This is a genomic window from Rhizobium sp. PK7-22, assembly GCF_056530405.1.
In genome coordinates, this window is record NZ_CP096513.1 from 470,403 (window position 1) to 487,822 (window position 17,420).

General features: G+C 60.7%; 19 protein-coding genes. 10 read left to right on the plus strand and 9 right to left on the minus strand.

Features of this window, described 5'->3' with window-relative positions:
- Positions 1–153 precede the first annotated feature (153 nt).
- The 5 genes from M1E10_RS02330 to M1E10_RS02350 all read right to left on the minus strand — a co-directional run bounded on the left by M1E10_RS02330 (position 154) and on the right by M1E10_RS02350 (position 4,624).
- On the minus strand, positions 154–726 hold the full coding sequence (locus M1E10_RS02330) for a hypothetical protein (protein ID WP_499173402.1): 573 nt from the start codon (positions 724–726) through the stop codon (positions 154–156).
- Between the two features lie 27 nt (positions 727–753).
- The gene (locus tag M1E10_RS02335; RefSeq protein ID WP_499173403.1) at positions 754–1,356 is read right to left on the minus strand and encodes a hypothetical protein; all 603 of its coding nucleotides are present in this window, start codon (positions 1,354–1,356) and stop codon (positions 754–756) included.
- A gap of 138 nt (positions 1,357–1,494) precedes the next feature.
- Complete coding sequence (locus M1E10_RS02340) at positions 1,495–1,905, minus strand: SyrB-like regulator (protein WP_499173404.1); 411 nt, start codon at positions 1,903–1,905, stop codon at positions 1,495–1,497.
- 353 nt (positions 1,906–2,258) lie between these two features.
- Complete coding sequence (locus M1E10_RS02345) at positions 2,259–4,214, minus strand: relaxase/mobilization nuclease domain-containing protein (protein WP_499173405.1); 1,956 nt, start codon at positions 4,212–4,214, stop codon at positions 2,259–2,261.
- The gene (locus M1E10_RS02350) at positions 4,214–4,624 is read right to left on the minus strand and encodes a plasmid mobilization protein (RefSeq protein ID WP_499173406.1); all 411 of its coding nucleotides are present in this window, start codon (positions 4,622–4,624) and stop codon (positions 4,214–4,216) included. Before M1E10_RS02350 ends, M1E10_RS02345 begins: the two co-directional genes overlap by 1 nt.
- Positions 4,625–5,043: 419 nt before the next feature.
- On the opposite strand from M1E10_RS02350, the gene M1E10_RS02355 reads away from it, so the two are divergent.
- The 3 genes from M1E10_RS02355 to M1E10_RS02365 all read left to right on the plus strand — a co-directional run bounded on the left by M1E10_RS02355 (position 5,044) and on the right by M1E10_RS02365 (position 7,228).
- On the plus strand, positions 5,044–5,748 hold the full coding sequence (locus M1E10_RS02355) for a ParA family protein (protein ID WP_499173407.1): 705 nt from the start codon (positions 5,044–5,046) through the stop codon (positions 5,746–5,748).
- Between the two features lie 2 nt (positions 5,749–5,750).
- A complete protein-coding gene (locus M1E10_RS02360) occupies positions 5,751–6,122 on the plus strand; it encodes a hypothetical protein (protein ID WP_499173408.1) in 372 nt (123 codons plus the stop codon).
- A gap of 86 nt (positions 6,123–6,208) precedes the next feature.
- A complete protein-coding gene (locus tag M1E10_RS02365) occupies positions 6,209–7,228 on the plus strand; it encodes a DUF1173 family protein (protein WP_499173409.1) in 1,020 nt (339 codons plus the stop codon).
- 177 nt (positions 7,229–7,405) lie between these two features.
- Here M1E10_RS02365 and M1E10_RS02370 read toward each other — a convergent pair whose 3' ends face one another.
- Positions 7,406–7,756 (minus strand): VanZ family protein, encoded by a 351-nt coding sequence (locus M1E10_RS02370; RefSeq protein ID WP_499173410.1) that lies wholly within the window; start codon positions 7,754–7,756, stop codon positions 7,406–7,408.
- 233 nt (positions 7,757–7,989) lie between these two features.
- On the opposite strand from M1E10_RS02370, the gene M1E10_RS02375 reads away from it, so the two are divergent.
- Positions 7,990–8,268, plus strand: coding sequence for an HU family DNA-binding protein (locus tag M1E10_RS02375; protein ID WP_499173411.1), 279 nt, complete (start codon positions 7,990–7,992; stop codon positions 8,266–8,268).
- Positions 8,269–8,315: 47 nt separating this feature from the next.
- Here M1E10_RS02375 and M1E10_RS02380 read toward each other — a convergent pair whose 3' ends face one another.
- Positions 8,316–8,627, minus strand: a complete 312-nt coding sequence (locus M1E10_RS02380) for a DUF736 domain-containing protein (RefSeq protein WP_499173412.1) — start codon at positions 8,625–8,627, stop codon at positions 8,316–8,318.
- Between M1E10_RS02380 and M1E10_RS02385 the strand changes: the two genes are divergently transcribed.
- A complete protein-coding gene (locus tag M1E10_RS02385; RefSeq protein ID WP_499173413.1) occupies positions 8,626–8,862 on the plus strand; it encodes a hypothetical protein in 237 nt (78 codons plus the stop codon). The genes M1E10_RS02380 and M1E10_RS02385 overlap by 2 nt on opposite strands.
- Positions 8,863–9,189: 327 nt before the next feature.
- Here M1E10_RS02385 and M1E10_RS02390 read toward each other — a convergent pair whose 3' ends face one another.
- Positions 9,190–11,160, minus strand: a complete 1,971-nt coding sequence (locus M1E10_RS02390; RefSeq protein WP_499173414.1) for a hybrid sensor histidine kinase/response regulator — start codon at positions 11,158–11,160, stop codon at positions 9,190–9,192.
- 79 nt (positions 11,161–11,239) lie between these two features.
- On the minus strand, positions 11,240–12,748 hold the full coding sequence (locus M1E10_RS02395) for a P-loop NTPase family protein (protein ID WP_499172534.1): 1,509 nt from the start codon (positions 12,746–12,748) through the stop codon (positions 11,240–11,242).
- Between the two features lie 328 nt (positions 12,749–13,076).
- Here M1E10_RS02395 and M1E10_RS02400 point away from each other — a divergent pair, with 328 nt between their 5' ends.
- The 5 genes from M1E10_RS02400 (at position 13,077) to M1E10_RS02420 (ending at position 17,417) form a co-directional block, all read left to right on the plus strand.
- Positions 13,077–13,391: a hypothetical protein gene (locus M1E10_RS02400; RefSeq protein ID WP_499172535.1), complete on the plus strand. Its 315-nt coding sequence runs from the start codon at positions 13,077–13,079 to the stop codon at positions 13,389–13,391.
- 549 nt (positions 13,392–13,940) lie between these two features.
- Positions 13,941–14,183, plus strand: coding sequence for a hypothetical protein (locus tag M1E10_RS02405; RefSeq protein WP_499172536.1), 243 nt, complete (start codon positions 13,941–13,943; stop codon positions 14,181–14,183).
- Between the two features lie 343 nt (positions 14,184–14,526).
- Entirely contained in the window at positions 14,527–14,838 is a 312-nt protein-coding gene (locus M1E10_RS02410) for a hypothetical protein (protein WP_499172537.1), read from the plus strand.
- Between the two features lie 720 nt (positions 14,839–15,558).
- Positions 15,559–16,257 carry a FadR/GntR family transcriptional regulator gene (locus M1E10_RS02415; RefSeq protein ID WP_499172538.1) on the plus strand — a complete coding sequence of 233 codons (699 nt, stop codon included), beginning with the start codon at positions 15,559–15,561 and terminating at the stop codon, positions 16,255–16,257.
- Positions 16,254–17,417, plus strand: coding sequence for a PLP-dependent transferase (locus M1E10_RS02420; RefSeq protein WP_499172540.1), 1,164 nt, complete (start codon positions 16,254–16,256; stop codon positions 17,415–17,417). Before M1E10_RS02415 ends, M1E10_RS02420 begins: the two co-directional genes overlap by 4 nt.
- Positions 17,418–17,420: the final 3 nt, after the last annotated feature.

Sequence of the window (17,420 nt, forward strand, 5' to 3'; positions counted from 1 at the left end):
CAAAATCGGCGGCCGCTGAGAGTTCAAGATGCGCCGCGATAACCGCGGCTCGATGGGCGCTGCGCTACGCACCGCACACAAGTGACTTGCAAGGCGCAGGGTTTTTGCCGACGTTGGAGAAATCCGCAAGATGTCCAGCGGCAGGGATAACCGCTAGTCCGCCCTAAATCGCAATAGCATTCGCCGCAGCTGGCGGTTCTGCTGGAGCAGTCTCTGAGACAGCAGCGACCTGAGGCGCTGGTTTTCTTCTTCAAGTTCAGCCAGATCATCGAGAGGCTGCTTGCCCACAGCTGAACCATGGGCCTCTGGCAACTTGGCTTTGTCGCGACGACCCGCCGATCTGCTGGGCCCGCGATCGCTCTTCTTGGGTTCAGTCGGACACGCAGCAACCTGTAGACGGAGCACAGGCTCGGCAGCCGGTGCAATCGCGGCATTTGCCGGTCCGGGCGTTTCTCTTTCCGCTTCGTTGTTTTCCACCGGCTGCACATCGGCAGGACCAAGGCTCTCGAGTATCCGGGGAGCTGTTCCAGTTGCTTGTCGCCGCTCCTCTGGATGATCGTGAGCGTCACGGTTTACAGCAGGATCAAACAGATGAGGAGCGTCCCGTTCTGCTTTGCGTACCAGCGCTTTCAGATCCGTGTTGCCCCAGATAGAGGTTGGCTCCGGACCTGACCGTCGCCGTCCCGATTTGAACTCAACCGTAAAATTTCGTTGTGGCGTCTTCATAGGTCTCCGCTCATGTCGCTTTGTCTCTCAGCTTGGTCGGTTAAACCGCTCCAGCATTTTCCGAAGCTGTTGGTTCTGCATGCGCAGCTTGTCTGCCAGATGCAGTCGCAGTTGCTGAACTTCCTCGTCAAGATTGGCCATCTGCTCGAGGAACGGGTTGTCGGCAGCCGCCGGCTGGGGCGCGACAGGACTGGAAACAGCTCCAGCTAGGCCTTTGTCGCCGCCGATGCTCTTCGGCCGGCCTGGCCCTCTCGTTCTGCGCGCCTGTGGAAGCGTCGCGTTCGACTCGACAGACGGCTCTTGTTCAACCTCGGCAACTGCCATGGTCTCCGCTTGAACAACCAGCGCCGAGGCATGCTCTTCTCCATCTGGAGACGAGGCCTGCGCAGCAACTGGCGAATCATCAGCATCATCGACAGCAGGATCTGGCACGTCGAAAACGGCTGGCGCCTGCTGATCATCGCTGCGGGCGGCCGAGGGCGGTGAGACCTCGCCGGCCGCCTCTGTCTCTTGGGCTGGAGATACGTCGCTGTCGGATGTGGGAGCGGGCGGTGACGTTTCCCCCCCCGCACGCGCATCTCTTCGCCGGGAAGCAAACCCGGCGAGGAATTTCCATGGTGACTTTTTCATGCGCATCATCCTTGACGGCCTGGCTGAACCTTACCGCAAATTCCGCTCGCCGACTGCACCTCAGTCAGGCGAGCGTCACGTGTAGAAAAGCAGCAATGGTCGCCGCTTCTAAACCGGCTCGCGCTGTTTTTCTAGCACCTAAACGAGATTGAGCCGCTTGCGCAGATCTGCGTTCTCCTGACGCAGCTTCTCGGCAAGCGTCTTGCGCAGCCGCTTGTTTTCCTCTTCCAGCTGGATCAGGTCTGCCATGTCATCCATGCCGCTGTCGCGCGTTGTTTCCGACTGCACGACCTGTTTGGAAGCTTTGCCTCGACCGCGGGCTGGCGCTGCCTTCTCGGATGTCGCGACCGTCGCACCGTTTTCTGCTGCCTGCGCCGCCGAGCTGTCAGCCTGGTTGCGGCGCTTTCTGCGTTTTACGGGAACCGCCTTGGCTGCATCTACAGCTGCTTTCTGGCGCCGTGGTGCACGTTGCTTCTTTGCAGGAGCCTCAGACGCAACATCCGTTGCTGCGATATCGCCGGCGGCGCCTGCATTGTTTTCTTCAGCCATTAAACTCTCCATCTGTGGGGAAATCCTTTTCGACCGAGGGCTGGATGGAAGTCAACATGCAGGCTCGCCCGTACTTGGAAGTAGTCTGTCTAGCACAAGTTGCAGATCGACGGAAAGTGCTGTGTCTATGTCTTCGGCACTATCACCTGCAACAACAGTTCTATGTCCGCACCGCACCTCTGATCAGTCTCACTGTCAGCTCTTCGCAAAGGCAAGTCAGGGCGGATTTGCTCCAGGAGCAGCGCTACGATGCTGCAGCAACGCACCCCATTGAGCATCTATCCAGACTTTTTATGATGTTTTCGATGGTCAAGCTTGTTCACCTTGACGACCAATAAATCGCCCGTAACGCATTAAGTCTCGCGATCATCTTGGGTCGTTTCTCGTCCTAGTTTCGATCTTGTGTGGGGTGACTTGCCATCCCGATGCCGCTTTGCCCTCTCGCCTCCACGACTTTCGGTGCGTTGCGGAAGCACCCGGTGATCTTGATCTGGCGAGGTTTCTGCCTCGTGTCTTCCAAGCGCCTGTTCTGCCTCTTTGGCATCGGGCTGTCGACCGCGGCTTGCCTGCTGCAGCGATCGACGTAGATCTATATTTCCCTCGCCCGCGCTGCGGTCATTGCGCCTACCGACGGTCTTCCTGCGAAGCTCCAGAAGGTCATTGAGTGCACGCCGCAATACACGATATTCGCGGGCCGCGTTCGCTACCGATCGACTGTCGGTGTGGTCCACCGGTCGAATAGCCCGCTCCACCTCAACCTTCTTGGGGTGGAGACTGCCCTGCCGCGCGCGTGGCCAGTCAGCGTCCACGCGCTCCGCTCCAGAGCGCCTGTGGCTTGGACCGTAGCTCATCAACCGCCCGATTTGTTCCTGAACCCATCGTCTACCGTCTCCTGCGAGCGACAGTTCGATGCCCTGCCAGGCTCGAAGAGCCGCGAACCGATACTCAACGCTCTTGCCTGCAAACACCACAGTATCGCGCCGCTTGTCGTTGTAGCGCAGCGTCGCTGCTTCGCTGGTTCCAACGTGAAGCGTCCTGCCAGCTGTTAGCGTGGGGCGGACACTTCTTCTGGAGTAGGCTGGTGCACTGGCACGATCGCGCCTGTCTGTCAGCTCCATGTCGATGCCGTAGGCCTGCGCCTTGTCTGCCATTAGACTGCGCCACTGCCTGAACAGGGAAATCGTCGTCGTGATCCTGTCGCCGCTGTCGGACCGCAAGGAAACGATTGCGTGCAGATGGACATGTGGGCGCCGGCCTCCAGATGATTCCTCTCGGGGATCACTGAGTGGCTCGTGAACTGAGAACGCATAACGGTGCCCGGCAAATTGTGCCGCGAGGAATGCGCGGCCGGCTTTTTCAAAAGCGCTTGGATCCGTGCCGGGGCGCGCCGACAAGACAAGATGCATGACATCCCGGGACTTGCGGCTATGCAGTTGGCCCCGCCACTCCCGCTGAACCAGCTCCCCCGCGGAGGCAAGACCTCCAATCAGCCTTCCGTCCTCATTCCAAACCTCACCCGGGAACCGTCGCACCAAAGCGCGTACGTGGCGGCTGCCATAATCGGTACCATTGCCGTAGCCGGTGAACCGAAACCTGACGGCATTCGCTGGTCGGCCTTCACCCAGCCGCCGCTGGACGATCTCGCTCGCTTTACCGTCACCCGAAAGTCTCTCGCCGGATCGACTTCGAAGTACCGTCACGCCGTCGATGCTTACCTGGCCATTCGCTTCCTTCGCGATCGCAAAGACAAATGACCGATCGCCCAGTGCCTGCATTAGCAGACGTCGCACTAACTCCTCAATGCCCCGCCGCTCCTCAGTCTGGATTTGAATTTCGAAGGTTCCGATGTCGCGGCTGGCAGACCTGTTCTTGAGAACAGGACCCCAATCGCGAGCGAGCGCGGCATGTTGGGGGGAACCGTACAAGGCCTGGCCTCCCTCGGTCTCAACACCGATGGCGCCTTGCCGAGATATATAGTTCAGCATCGCCTTCAATCGCCCGCCGCCGCCAAACGACGCCACCTTCACCACGGCCGGCTGGCCGCCGGCAGCAAGCTTGGAAAAGCGCACCGCCATCGGCCGCTCCGATGCCGATGTCCCGGTGGGCGATTCCCGTCCTGCATTCGCCCCGCCAGGGTACTGGCGCAACGACAAGCTTTTTCCCGCCACCGGTTGTGTAGTGTTGGCAACGGCCCGCCTGCGGCGTTCTTCCTCTTCGGTCGTCGGGCGCGGTCGGTGGGACAGCTCATGAAGAAGAGCAGCTCTTCGTTGCTCCCAGTCAGCCGTGAACACACCGTAGAACACCTCCATCACGACACCTGACGGCGGCGGCGAACGGCGCGCTGCGCAAAGAAGCTGATCTCGGTGCAAAGCGCGGCAACAACACGCTGCACATCCTCTATTACCGCCTGCTCCTGCGCGGTGCGCGCGTCTCCTGCATTCGATTGCGACCGCAAAAGCAGATGAAGGCTGGCGCGAACCGACTTGAGATCGGTCATTATCTCAAGCCAGAGCAATTGATCTTCTTCGGCGAAAAACGGATCGACCCCTGCCCCCTCTAGCATCAACGAACGCATAAACGCGGACACTGTCATACCTGCATCGCGTGCAGCCGCTTCGACCCGCACCCACTCTGCAGGATCCATCCGAAAGTGGATGACCTTGCTCTTTCGCATCCGTTGACGACGATCCACCATAAAGCTCTGCACAGGATCAGACATCGACCTCGCCTTCCACGCCGCAGGCAGACCAACGGCCGGTCCGTTGGGCGAAGCAAAATTGCATCACAATTTTGCGTATCCTGCCATACAAGTCCATTACCAAATCGGTAACGTATTATCAAGCGCGCGCGATGGCTTCAACAGGGCCTGCGGCGGTGGCCGCCATACCGCCTCTGCACCTGACGCCGCTATTGGTCGCAAATTGCTCCGGCTACGGGCATGGCAGCTTCACACGGATGTGCTGCTCTGTTCAAAAGAATGCAGCAGCCATGAGCTGTAAATGATCATCCGGCCGCTGCAAATGCTTTGTTGTTCACACAGCTACATCTCAACAATTGAACATGTTATGTTCTTTTTTCGTTGCAATCTTTGCATCATCTGGCAGGATCGGGTGATGATCGTCGCGTCGGAGAGCGGTTATGACACGGACTTATGCAGCCGTGAGCAACAAGGGCGGAGCGGGAAAGACCACGCTGGTGACCTTGCTGGCTGGCGAATACGCCTTGCGGGGCGAACGGGTTTTACTGATCGATGCCGACGCTCGCCGAAACCTCTCCGGTTGGTGGCGGTTGTGCGGCGAAAAAGACAATAGGCCGGACCGGATCGAGCTGGCATTTGCCGCAACGCAGCGTGCCATCGAAGAAACGATCAGCATGTCTGGACACGGCTTTGACCGGATTATCATTGATGCTCCCGGTGTCGACAGCGTGCTGCAGACAACCATAATCCGCTCTGCTCAGCTGGTGCTCTCTCCTGTACAACCGGCCATCAAGGAGCTCGAGGCGGCAGGACAGGCCGTGGCTTTGGTCAGCGAAATCAACGACCGCTATGACCTCCAGGTTTGCCATTTCAGCGTCCGCACGCGCATCACTGTGCCCGGCCGCAATCTCGAGGCCTACCGCTACATCAGGCCATTCGTAGCCGGCCTGGTCGCGGCCGACTACCAGACCCGCCTGCTCGACACGGAGCTTTTTGAACGCAACATCTACCGGGAGATCCAAAATGGCCTCGGCACCTTGCAGATGCAGGAGCTCACCGCGCCCGTACGCAAGGCCCGCCTTGAGGTTCAGGCACTGACCCTTGAAATCGAAGGCGCCGCCAGCCGCAGTGCGCCGGAGCTGTAACGATGGACGCGCGCCAACTCGAGCTCCAGAATTTTGCCATTGCCACCCGCAAGACCACGCCGGAAGCGCCGGTCAAACCTGCCGAAGCTTCGCCTGCGGACGCAACCGACCCACCGCATCAGATGCTGTCGCGACCGGCGGAACCGGAGCGACGGCGGCGCTCCGAGGAGCGCGCCGCTGCGCAACAAGAGGTTGCCAACAGCCTCAAGAACCTGAAGCGCGCCAACCAGCGCAGCATCAAGTTCTTCGTCAATATCGCGCTCGACTACGACCTGAAGGCACGCCTTCGCCGGGCGGCAACAGAAAACGATGTGAAGATGACGTCGGTGGTAAAGGCTGCGCTCGACTCTTACCTGACCGAGAACGGCTACTGAGAGCCGCAGGGCTGCAACTGCACCGCGTTGAACAGTACTCATCCCTCGCTGCCTGCACATCGCCAGACGGCAAGACTGGAGAACCCATGGCGCGGCAGTTGCAGATTGGAGCAGAGATTGTTGCGGAGGATGACGACCGTTTTGCCGGCTGTCTGGCACATGCCTATCATCTGCGGCGGCGCCCCTTGTGTCTTTGCCGCCCGGACGGGGTGGCACTGTATGTTGCTCGCATCGGTGCGCAATTCGTCGCCAAACGCATGCCCTTGACGGGCAAAGACCATCATCCCAGCTGCCCGTCGTTCACTGCCGCGGACGACCGGACAGGGCTTTGCACCGCGCTCCGGGCAGCGGTCACTGCAAAGGACGGCTGTGAACCCGTTGCCATCGACGTGGATTTCGCGCTCGCCACCGGCCGCACCTCCACGTCGACTGGCGCAAACGACACCAGAGGCAGTCGCAAGAGTGCGCTCAGGATGCGGCTGTCGTTGCTGGCCCTGCTGCACCTTCTGTGGCACGCTGCCGGACTGGCAGAATGGACCGGCTACTGGAACGGAAAACGCCGCTGGTGGCATGTCCATCGCTATCTGGTCAAGGCAACGCAATGCATATCCATCCGAGGTGAGCCTCTGTCGGAGCGCGCGTTCATTCCCGAACCGTTCAAGGTCGCCGACAAACTGGCGATCGAAGGACGCCGGTCGAAATCTCTGGCGCGGATCTTTCAGCGCGACGCAAAGCAAAAGATGTTGTTGATTGGCGAGGTGAAGGAGCTTCGAACCGCGTCCGAGAGACACGAAATCACGCTCCGGCACATGCCAGGCGTCCGGCTGCTCCTGGAGGCGCCACAGTCACGTCGGTTGCAGCGCGGTTTTAAAACGCCGCTGACCCTTTGGAGCAACGACCAAAGCCTACACTTGGTTGCCATTGCGACCGTCGAAGCTGCAACCGCAGGCGCGCTCATTATCGGCGATATCGCCGTGATGACTGTCACCGAGCATTGGCTTCCCGTAGAAGACGCCCACGAGCTTCAGCTTGTGAACAAGCTGGCGCGCAGGCGAAGCAAGCTGGTCAAAACCTTTGCTTCGATGCCCCAAAGCGGCACCCGATAGCAACGGTGACCCTGCCAGACGCGAGACCCCTTCCCTGAACGCTCTACCGTGTGCCTGTCGATGCCGGCACTGAATTTGAGACGCTTCTTGCTCAAAGTATCCTCGCCCACCCAGAGACACGAGCCTGGGTATGGCGTCCTCACGACCGTGCTATGCCGCCGCTGCCTTACGGCGGCGTCAAGCGAGCGTTGGTCGATGGCGAAGACGATTGATGAACCATCCGGCGAACGCACCCGTTGCCGCACCAGCCGCCTTCACCAAGGCATCATCCAGGTGGGGATGACGGGACGGCGACAGGAACTGCAAGACCTCGATGAAGCCAGCCCCCAAGATCCCCAGACATGCGCAAAGCAAAAAATGCCGGGGATAGCTGAGGGCGAACAGCATCGTCACGACCATGAACGCCAGGGCGCGATCGACGTCGACCGAGAGGATGTCGTCAGGGCGCAGCCCGATCGGCGAGATTGTCACGGCAACGATGGCGGCAAGTACACCCCAGGCGGCGCATTGGATTAGTCGGTCTGTCATCAGGCTGTCATAATCAATCGGTGACGCACCGGCAAGCCCTCTACGAGAGCCACCATGAACACGAGCGAGTAGGGGATCAGCCTGAGGCGAGCGACAAAACGATCCAGACCGGCCTGTCGAAGCAGGCGTAATCTGTGGACAGCGGCACCAGGCAGTCCAATCTTTGCTGCCGGCATGATGACAGCCGATAGGCCAGATGGAATGGTTAAAGCGAGAAACAAAAGGGAACTACGATGACCAACACCAATGAGATTGCGGACAAGATTGCCGCCGAGAACAATCTGACGAAGCAACAGGGCAAGGCCGTTGTCGAGGCTGTCTTCGCCGCCATCACCGAGTCCGCCGTCGCCGGCAGCGAGACCTCGATTCCCGGGTTCGGGAAATTCAAGGTCAAGGATACGCCCGAGCGCGACGCGCGCAATCCGTCAACGGGAGCGACCATTAAGGTCGCCGCCGCCAGAAAGCTCACCTTCGCGCCCGCCAAGGCGTTGAAGGAGACGCTGAACAAGTGAGGATTGACTGCCCCACTCGTGGGAGCGGGGCAGCCAGTTCCTGTGCATCAGCGGCGCACGTTGCGTGACCAGATGAGCTGCCGCTCACCATCGCCCAGCGCCTCCGCCAGCGTTGCGTAGATGGGTGCGCGAAAGCTTGGATCGTCGAGTTTGACCGAAATGTAGGCGCGCTCGCTGTCGCGGGCTTGTCTTTGCCAGCCGACCCCGATTTCGACGTCGCCAGTGAGGACCCGGAAGTCGGGAGCGCCTTTGGCAGCCCGCTCCGAGCGGACGATCTTCGCCTTGACGTAGAGGTTGAGCGTCTTGATGGTGCCGGTGAAACCAGTGTCGGTTGCTGTGAAAGAGCCGATCGTTGCCATGGTCCTGTTCCTTGTCGGTTGCTCGAGCTGCGCCTATCGCGGCTCGATGGCCGTCGCACGACCGGAAATGATCAACACGCACCCGAAGGGCCATAACGCAGTGGAGGACGGCGACCGCCTCGGCTTTGTTGTGGGCGAGGACGACCGCAGTGCGGGCGGGGGAAGAAAGCCGACCAGCCGTTGCGGTAAGACGATCAAGCCGTTTTCGGCGCGTTCCGGTCAGACAGAGCCATGAGCCCGAAGACGCACGGTTCATTCCGACTGCAACAGGACATGGCGACGCGGCTCGCCACCGTCGCCACCTCGCCGCGCTATCATCCTTGCTCGAAATACCGGGGGGAGGACCGGCACAGAGATAGCTGGTTGCCGCAACCGACCGCCAGAGCGCACTGGTCTATGTCCGGCTGTCGGCGGGCGATCCGCATCCATGGCGGCGCAGGTCTCCCCGGCCACCGTCATGCGGGCCGCTGGCGAAATCGTTGGCTCACTCGTGGCGGAGGAGCTGCTGGGAAATGTCTTCAACCATGACGTCGCGACAGACGCAAAGGCACGGTCAATGGCCTCAACCAGCCGCGCTCGAGGCGGTCAACTTGTCGATCTCCAGCACCAGTTGATCCTGACTGTAGGGCTTTGGCAGCCGCGCCACATCCAAGATCATCCCAGGCGGCAGTTCTGCGTAACCGGACGCGATCAGGATTGGGAGTTCTGGATAACGCGTGCGAGCAATCTTTGCGAGTTCTCCTCCATTCATCCCTGGCATCGAGAAATCGGTTATCAGAAGATCGAAAGGCGGTCCCTCGTCCAGGCAGTTCAGAGCCTGCTGCCCCGAATGCGCCTCGACCACATCGTGGCCCAGGTCGAGCAGCATATCGACCGAGCTCATCGCGATTAGAACATCATCATCAACGAGCAAAATACGTTTGGGGCCAGATTGCATGCCACCTCCTGCCGGCGGCGCGGTCATGAACTCCGGCCCAGTGTCGGCGGCCGTGGAAATCGGAATCAGCAGTTCTGCAGTGGTTCCTTTGCCAGGCGCGCTCTTCAACCACAGATCGCCTTTCAGCTGCAGCGCCAGACCGTGGATCATTGAAAGTCCGAGGCCCGTACCCTTCCCCAGCTCCTTGGTCGAGAAAAACGGCTCGACGGCTTTGCGCAGCGTCGCCTCGTCCATTCCATGCCCTTCGTCGGATACGGACAGCACCAGGTAGCGGCCAGGAGCCAGGTGGCCACACCCCACAGAAAGTTCCAGGTCATCCAATCGGATGCGGATCTTGCCGCCATCGGGCATGGCATCGCGCGCGTTGACGGCCAGATTGAGAAGCGCCAGCTCGACCTGATTGGCATCTGCCGAGACCAAGGGCAGGTGATCGGGCACCTGGGTGTCGATCACCACCGTCGACCCCACCGACCGCTGGAGAAGTTCCTCCATGCCGCTCACGAGGCGAGCGAGATCGACAGGCCCCACCTGCAGATCCTGCCGGCGTGCGAAGGCCAGCAGCCGTTGAGTCAACGAGGCGCCGCGTCTGGCGCCCTGCAAGGCGCCGTCGATCAATCGGCTTGCCTTGGCATCGCCGCTGAGGTGCTTGCGCAACAGCTCGAGATTTCCGAGGACGGCCATCAACAGATTGTTGAAATCATGCGCGACGCCGCCGGTCAGCTGGCCGATTGCTTCCATCTTCTGCGACTGGCGCAGCTGTTCTTCAGCCCTTTCGCGCTGGCGCACCTCGGCCATCACCGTCTCGTGGGCCTGCTCCAGTTCGCGGGTGCGATCGGCAACGCGGGCCTCCAGCATCTCATTGAGAAGCCGCTGATGTTCCTCGGCCTCCAGCCTGTCGGTGATGTCGGCCGAGACCCCGATCACTTTGACCGGCTTGCCGGCTGCATCCCTTGACACCTGCGCACGCGCTTCCACCCAATGGACCGAGCCGTCTTTCCAGATGGTACGGAAATCAGCCGCATACTCCAACCCATGTTCCAGTGCAGCGGCAGTCACCGCCTTCACCCGGTCGAGATCGTCGGGATGGACGGAACTCAACAAGTCGGCGTAGGAAAAATCGTTGTCTGGCGACCGGCCGAAGATCGCCTTGCAGGTCGGTGACAGGGTCAAGGTGTCGGTCGCAAGATCCCGTTCCCACGCGCCAAGCCGACCCGCCTCCATGGCCGTTCGCAATCGCCGTTCACCGTCATCCAGTGCCTGGATGCGGAGGCGAGCGTCGTACTGGCGCCGCCGGCCGCGCAGCGCCGAGCGGGCGACACTGACGAATGTAGTGGCATGAAACGGACGCTCCAGAAAACTGACATTGCCCAGCACCTCCAGAAGCCTCGCTGCGGCCGGATTGCGTTCCGGTCCTCCGCCCCGGTGGGTGAGGACGAGGAAGGGCAGATCAGACCAGCTGGCCTGGGCTTCAATCCAAGCTGAGAGCGGCTTCAGATCGGCCGACCGCAGCGCCTCCTCCGTGACCACCGCAACTCCGATGCTGTCATCGAGGCTGGCGACGAAGTCGCAGAGCGTGTCTGCGGTGACCGATGGCATTCCGGCTTCCTGCAGCAAGGATGACGCAATCTGCGCGTCACGTCCGAGCGGCGCATAGATCAGTCCGATGGGGTTGCCGTCAGATATGGCCGTGCTCTCCTTCTGGAGGATCCAGCAGCGATTGTGTATCGCCCACCAGCGTCGGCACTCCGCGAAGGACGCCCTGGAAGCCCGATATCGGCTCCCCCAGAATCAGCCCGCTCCGATCGATGCGATATTCGCGAATCGTGTCTTCATGTGCGCCGGTGCGCTTCTTGATGACGGAGATGGCCCGCCGCACCTTGCCGTAGGCCTCGAAGTAGCGCAGCAGGATCACCGTGTCAGCAATATAGGTAATGTCCACCGGCGACTTCATGTCGCCGACGAGCCCATGCTGCGCAACTGTCAGGAAGGTGTTGGTGCCTTGCCGGTTGAGAAACTGCAACAGCTCGTGCACGTGGAGAATCAGGGCATTTTCTTCCGGCATCGAGGCCTGATAGCCATTGATGCTGTCGATGACCACGACGCCGGCATCGAAGTCAGCAACCCGTTCTCTCACCCGCTGGGCGAACTCGCCCGGAGACAGCTCGGCAGCATCCAGCTGCTCGATATGCAGGCTACCCTGGTCGCGCATCGCCTCCAGGTCCAGCCCGATGGCCTTGGTCCGGGCAAACAGCAAGCCAAGCTCTTCGTCGAATACGAAAATGGCTGCCTTGCCGCCGCGTTCGATTGACGCCGCCACGAATTGAAGCGCAAAGAGGCTCTTGCCGGTACCGGCCGGACCGATCAGCAGGGTTCCAGAGCCACGCTCGACACCGCCGCCCAGCAAGGCGTCCAACTCCGCAATACCACTCGTGAGCGTCGTGCGCTGAAACGCCGTCTTGTGTTCTATCGCCCGCAATCGCGGGAATACTGTCACGCCACCGGTACGGATGACGAAGTCATGGTAGCCGCCGCGAAATGCCTGGCCGCGATATTTGACGATCCGCAGTCTTCGCCGTTCCGCACCGTAGTCGGGGACGAGCTGCTCCAGGTGGATGACGCCATGGACAACACTATGGACCGTCTTGTCCAGCGTGTCGGCCGTCATGTCATCGAGAAGCAGAACCGTCGCATCCGATCGCGAGAAGTAATGCTTCAACGCCAGGATCTGTCGTCGATAGCGCAGCGAGCTTTGTGCCAGCAGGCGGATCTCCGACAGGCTGTCGATCACCACCCGATGCGGCTTGACGCGCTCGAAGCTCTCAAAGATCAGCTTGGTCGTCTCGCCCAGTTCCAGGTCGGAGGAGTAGAGAAGGCTCTGCTGCTGGTCGGCATCCAGCAGGCTCTCGGGCGGAACCAGCTCAAAGATTTCGATGGCAGCGTTGATCTCAATTCCGTGGGAGCGTGCACTGTCACGCAGCTCTTGTTCACTCTCCGAGAGGCTGATGTAGAGACAGCGTTCCCCCTGCTCTGCACCCTGCGTCAGGAACTGCAAGGCGATCGTGGTTTTCCCGGCTCCCGGAGAGCCCTCCAGCAAAAAGACATGACCGCGGGTCAAGCCCCCGGCAAGAACATCATCCAATCCGGTCACCCCGGTCAGGGCCTTATCATCAGTATGTTTCGTCATGTGATCCTCAAACTGCAGGAATGACATAGCGCGTTGACCAGGTAAAGCGAGGGCACCAGACAACGCCCTGTTGCGACTTTTGTTCTTCTTTGGAAGACAATGGCGGCTCATGCGGCCCCCATTGCGCTGCCTCTGTTAACACGGAGACAAGACGAGGCGAGGACCGGCCGTGGCCACCGAGCGGTTATGGTGAGCAGGTTGCTGGTTGCGAAGACTTGACGACTGCGGGACCACATCTGGCCAGCGAGAAAGCTCTTGAAGGGAACGGTGGCTGCCATAGTTGTTTCCCTAGGGATTGGGGACCGGCGAGCTTCTGAAGGACAACGACATGGGCGGTAGAAGCAGTACTTCGATGGTGACGCGGCTGGTGTTCGGTCAGGCGCCGCTCCTTGCCGTCCTCATCGTCTCAAGTCTTGTCGGCGCCTACAGCGACGAGGGCAGTGAAGCCGGTTTCATGCTCGGCTTTTATGCCTGGAGTGTGCACTCCCTTTGCACCATTTACGCTCTGACCCAGTGGGGCGGCCTATGGAAGGCCTATGCGGTCGCCTCGCTTGTCGCTGCCGTGGGCCTCGACGCGGGAACGCCGTTGAGCGCTCTGGTCAAGATAGGCAGGATCCTGATCGCTGATGGCGCCCTCGGCTGAACTCTGCCAGTCAACCCTAACCTTGCCGGCAGGCCCGACGAGCTGACCAAGCAACCAGGCGTCTGCCCCAAACTGTGGCCGCTCGTCAAGCAGCTCCGCTGGCAGCAGCAGCCACCGCAGCCGCCGGCCGGCACGCCTGCCGTGTGCCCGACGGCAGGCTGGGCGAGATAGCATGAAATGAAGAGTATCGGAGACATCAGCATAGCGGCGCCCGATTTCGGGCAGGATGTCGGGAATTCTCGTCACGTCCCGCGCGGACAAAGGGATGCCGCAGGAGCCTCAGCATAGCGACCCGCAGGGAGAGGCGGGGCCGACTTCCCCCGCGCGGGGCGTTCCGCATGACCGTCCCGCTCACGTCCGGAGCTTATGGGATGCAGATTCTGACAGTCCCTCGCAATGCGGCCAATGGTATACCACGACTGGCGCAGACTGCCGCTGGGATGACCCGGGCTCAGCCGCTAGGTAACACTCGGCCAAGACGCAAATCCCGAAGAGCCCGCATGGGACAAAGGGGTACGCGAACCTTGGGTGCCGTCTCCGAATCAGCGTATGATCAAGGCGCCAGTTGCAGTGGAGCCGGGCCTTATGAAAATAGACGTACGGCGCGCCGTCTACGCGAAGGTTTCTGCACGGCTCAAGGCAAGCGGCACGCCATTTGACGATGATCCGCGTTTTCTCGCGGCCGTTGACGACTGGATCAACGGCATCATCGACATCGGCGAGCTCCGCGCTCGCTACCTCGACATCCAACGTAAGAAGAAGCCGTCACCGTCTGATCGCGGCGAAGCCTAGGCCACGGTGCGATATCGAAGACATCGGCAATGCCATGAGGCTCGGAAAGTCTGGGTGTTGGACCCTGACCAACACCCAGAGGGTGAACACAAGCCTGCGAAGAGGCTGTGCGAAGTGTCCTGCTACCAATCCCGGCCGGCGACGGGACCCGAGCCGTTCGTGCCCGTGTGGACACCGGCTTAGATGAGCGGAATGACCGTGCTGTTGCGAAACCAACTACCCCACGACACAAAGATGCTGTTGCTATTCTAGAAACATACGATTGCCTAGGAGAGACACAGACCGTACAAAATCAATGTTTGTAGCAGCCGGCGCCACGAGCGCCTCAGCTTGGAGAAGAGAGATGCAGCAGATCGATGCGGTGGATGCAACGTCGGCCTCCTGGCAAACGGTCGCCACCTATGTCCTGACGGTATGTCAGGAGCGAGACAAGGCATCCATCTACAGCTATCTGCAGGTTGCCACCGATCTGGTCGAACCCACAAGGAGGCTGGTCGCCGAGATGAACAGCGACGACTCCTTTACAATTGTCGCCGCGGGCGACGCCTTCCCCTGCGCCGCGCCAGCCCAGCGGCTCCTCTCGCCCACCCCTTCGACAGGAGCCGTTTCGATGGCTACGAGTGCCCTCCTCAAGGCATTAGGAATTCGGAATTGACGTCTGATGGCGTCGCATAGGCGAATGGCGCACCTTAGGGCCAGTGCTTGCGGCAAAGGCCGATCGCCTGCCAATGCCATTTTGCTGGCCGCAACCGGCCATCAGTGTCTTCGTTGGGCCTACTTCTGCAGTGTCTTTTGCGCCAAAGATCGTTGCGGATACCGTCGCGATCGCGTTCGTCTCAGCTGAGACATCGCGAAGCTCTGCCTTCACCACCGTCTAAGCGTCTCGCGAGCAGCTTCAATGTCTGATCACAGCGCAAAGGAAGTGATAGCGCAGGTCCGAGCGACCGTCGGTTGCCGGCCCGAGTTCGCTGAAAAGGTCGGCTTGTCCAGATCCGTACAGCCGGCTCGATTGCTTCCTCTACGATTGAACGACCGGCTTAGACACTGCGTGGGCAAGCGTCCATCAACCAAAGATAGGCAACCGCAAAGGCGGCCTTAAAGATGTTTGTCCTGCGATCAGCGCAACATACCCCCGCGGGTCATCCGAGAGTGTTTGCGACTGCACAACTGCAGCTGAGCCTTGTCCAAAGCACTATGTCCGCCGTCCTCACGACGTCTCCCAAAGCCCCGCTTCCGTTCCCACTGCTCGCAGAAACCCTGTGTTCTCAGCCGACTGCAGAAGCGGTGCCTGTAACGTCATGTGTCTGCGAAGACTTGACATCCGGGCAGTGACCGGTTCTGTTGGTCGGATGTCAGACCAATTCCGGACGGTGTTGTGAAGATCTCCCCGCTGCCCTCTACCAGTCGAGCCAGGCAGGTCACGGACGCCCTCATCGATTACGTGACGAGCGCGCAGCTGAAGTCAGGAGACCGACTTCCGGCAGAGCGCGAGTTGATGGAGGCGCTTGCGGTGGGCCGCTCAACGATCCGCGAGGTGCTGCGCCACTTTCAAGCGCTCGGCGTCATCGAGACGCGCAAGGGCAGCGGCAACTATCTGCTCAAGTCGGTCTCGCGGGCAACGATCCACATGCCATTGTCGCTCGACAGCACCAATCTACGTGATGGCCTGCTGCAGACACTTCAGGTCCGGCGCGCCCTCGAATGCGAAGCGGGCATGGTTGCCGCGCAAGTCCGCACCCCCGACGATCTTGCCGACATTGAAGCGAAGCTGACAGAGATGGAGCGCGTTCATCACGAGAAGGGCGCGTCGGGGCCCGAGGACCTTGCCTTTCACCTGGCCGTCTACGACGCCACCCACAACCCGCTGTTTCGACAGTTGCTGGAGCAGATGCGCGAGACCTTCGAGCGCTTCTGGAGCCATCCTTTCGAGCGCTTCGACTTTGCACGCCGATCCTTCCCGTTTCACCGCACGCTGTTTGAAGCCATTGCCGCGCAGGACGTTGAAGCAGCCAGAGCCGAGACCCTCAAGATCCTTGAGATCGTTGAGGAAGACATCAAGGAAATGTCGAAATGAATGCAGGCCATCCCGCTGATCTTGCCTCGTTGATCGTTGCCCACGACGAGGGCAACGCCTATGACGCGGTTGTTCCACCGATCGTCCAGACATCGCTGTTCACCTTCAGCGACTACGATCAGATGATCGCGGCCTACCGCGGCGAGATCGTCAGGCCGATCTATACGCGCGGCCTCAACCCGACGGTGCGCGCCTTCGAAGAGATGCTGGCAAAGCTGGAATGCGCCGAGGACGCGCTGGGATTTGCCAGTGGCATGGCAGCCATTTCCGCCACCGTCTTGAGTGTGGTTTCGCCCGGCGACCGCATCGTCGCCGTGCGCCATGTCTATCCGGATGCCTTCCGTTTGTTCGGGACAATCCTCAAACGGATGCAGATCGAGGTGACCTACGTGGATGGCCGCGACGAGATGGCGGTTGATGAAGCGCTGGCCGGCGCCAAGCTGTTCTACATGGAAAGCCCCACCAGTTGGGTCATGGAAGCGCACGACGTCGGTACCCTGGCAAAGTTGGCCCGGCGCCACGGCGTCGTTTCGGTGATCGACAACAGCTGGGCCAGCCCGATCTTCCAGCAACCGCTCACGCTTGGCGTCGACCTCGTCGTCCATTCCGCCTCGAAATATCTCGGCGGCCACAGCGACGTGGTCGCCGGCGTCGTTGCCGGATCGAAAGAGATGATCGCCCGCATCCGTTCGGAGACCTATCCCTATCTCGGTGGCAAGCTGTCACCCTTCGACGCCTGGCTGCTGATCCGCGGGTTGCGCACCTTGCCGATCCGGATGAAAGCCCACGAAGCATCGGCGCTTGAGATCGCACGACGGCTGCAGGCGCACCAGGCGGTCGATCAGGTCTGCCATCCGGGCCTGATGAACCAGCTGCCGCCGGGATTGCGCGGCACCTCTGGCCTTTTCTCGTTCGTCTTTGCCGATGGCGTCGACATCCGCGCCTTTTGCGATCGCCTCAAGCTCTTCAAGCTGGGTGTCAGCTGGGGCGGGCACGAAAGCCTGATCGTGCCGGGCCAAGTGGTCCTCCAGCAAAAATCGCAGCCGAATTCCGCACATGCCTTCGGCATCAGTGCAAGATCCGTTCGTCTCCATGTCGGTCTCGAGGGAACCGAGGCGCTATGGAGCGATCTTCAGGAGGCCATCGACGCAGCCACCTGACGA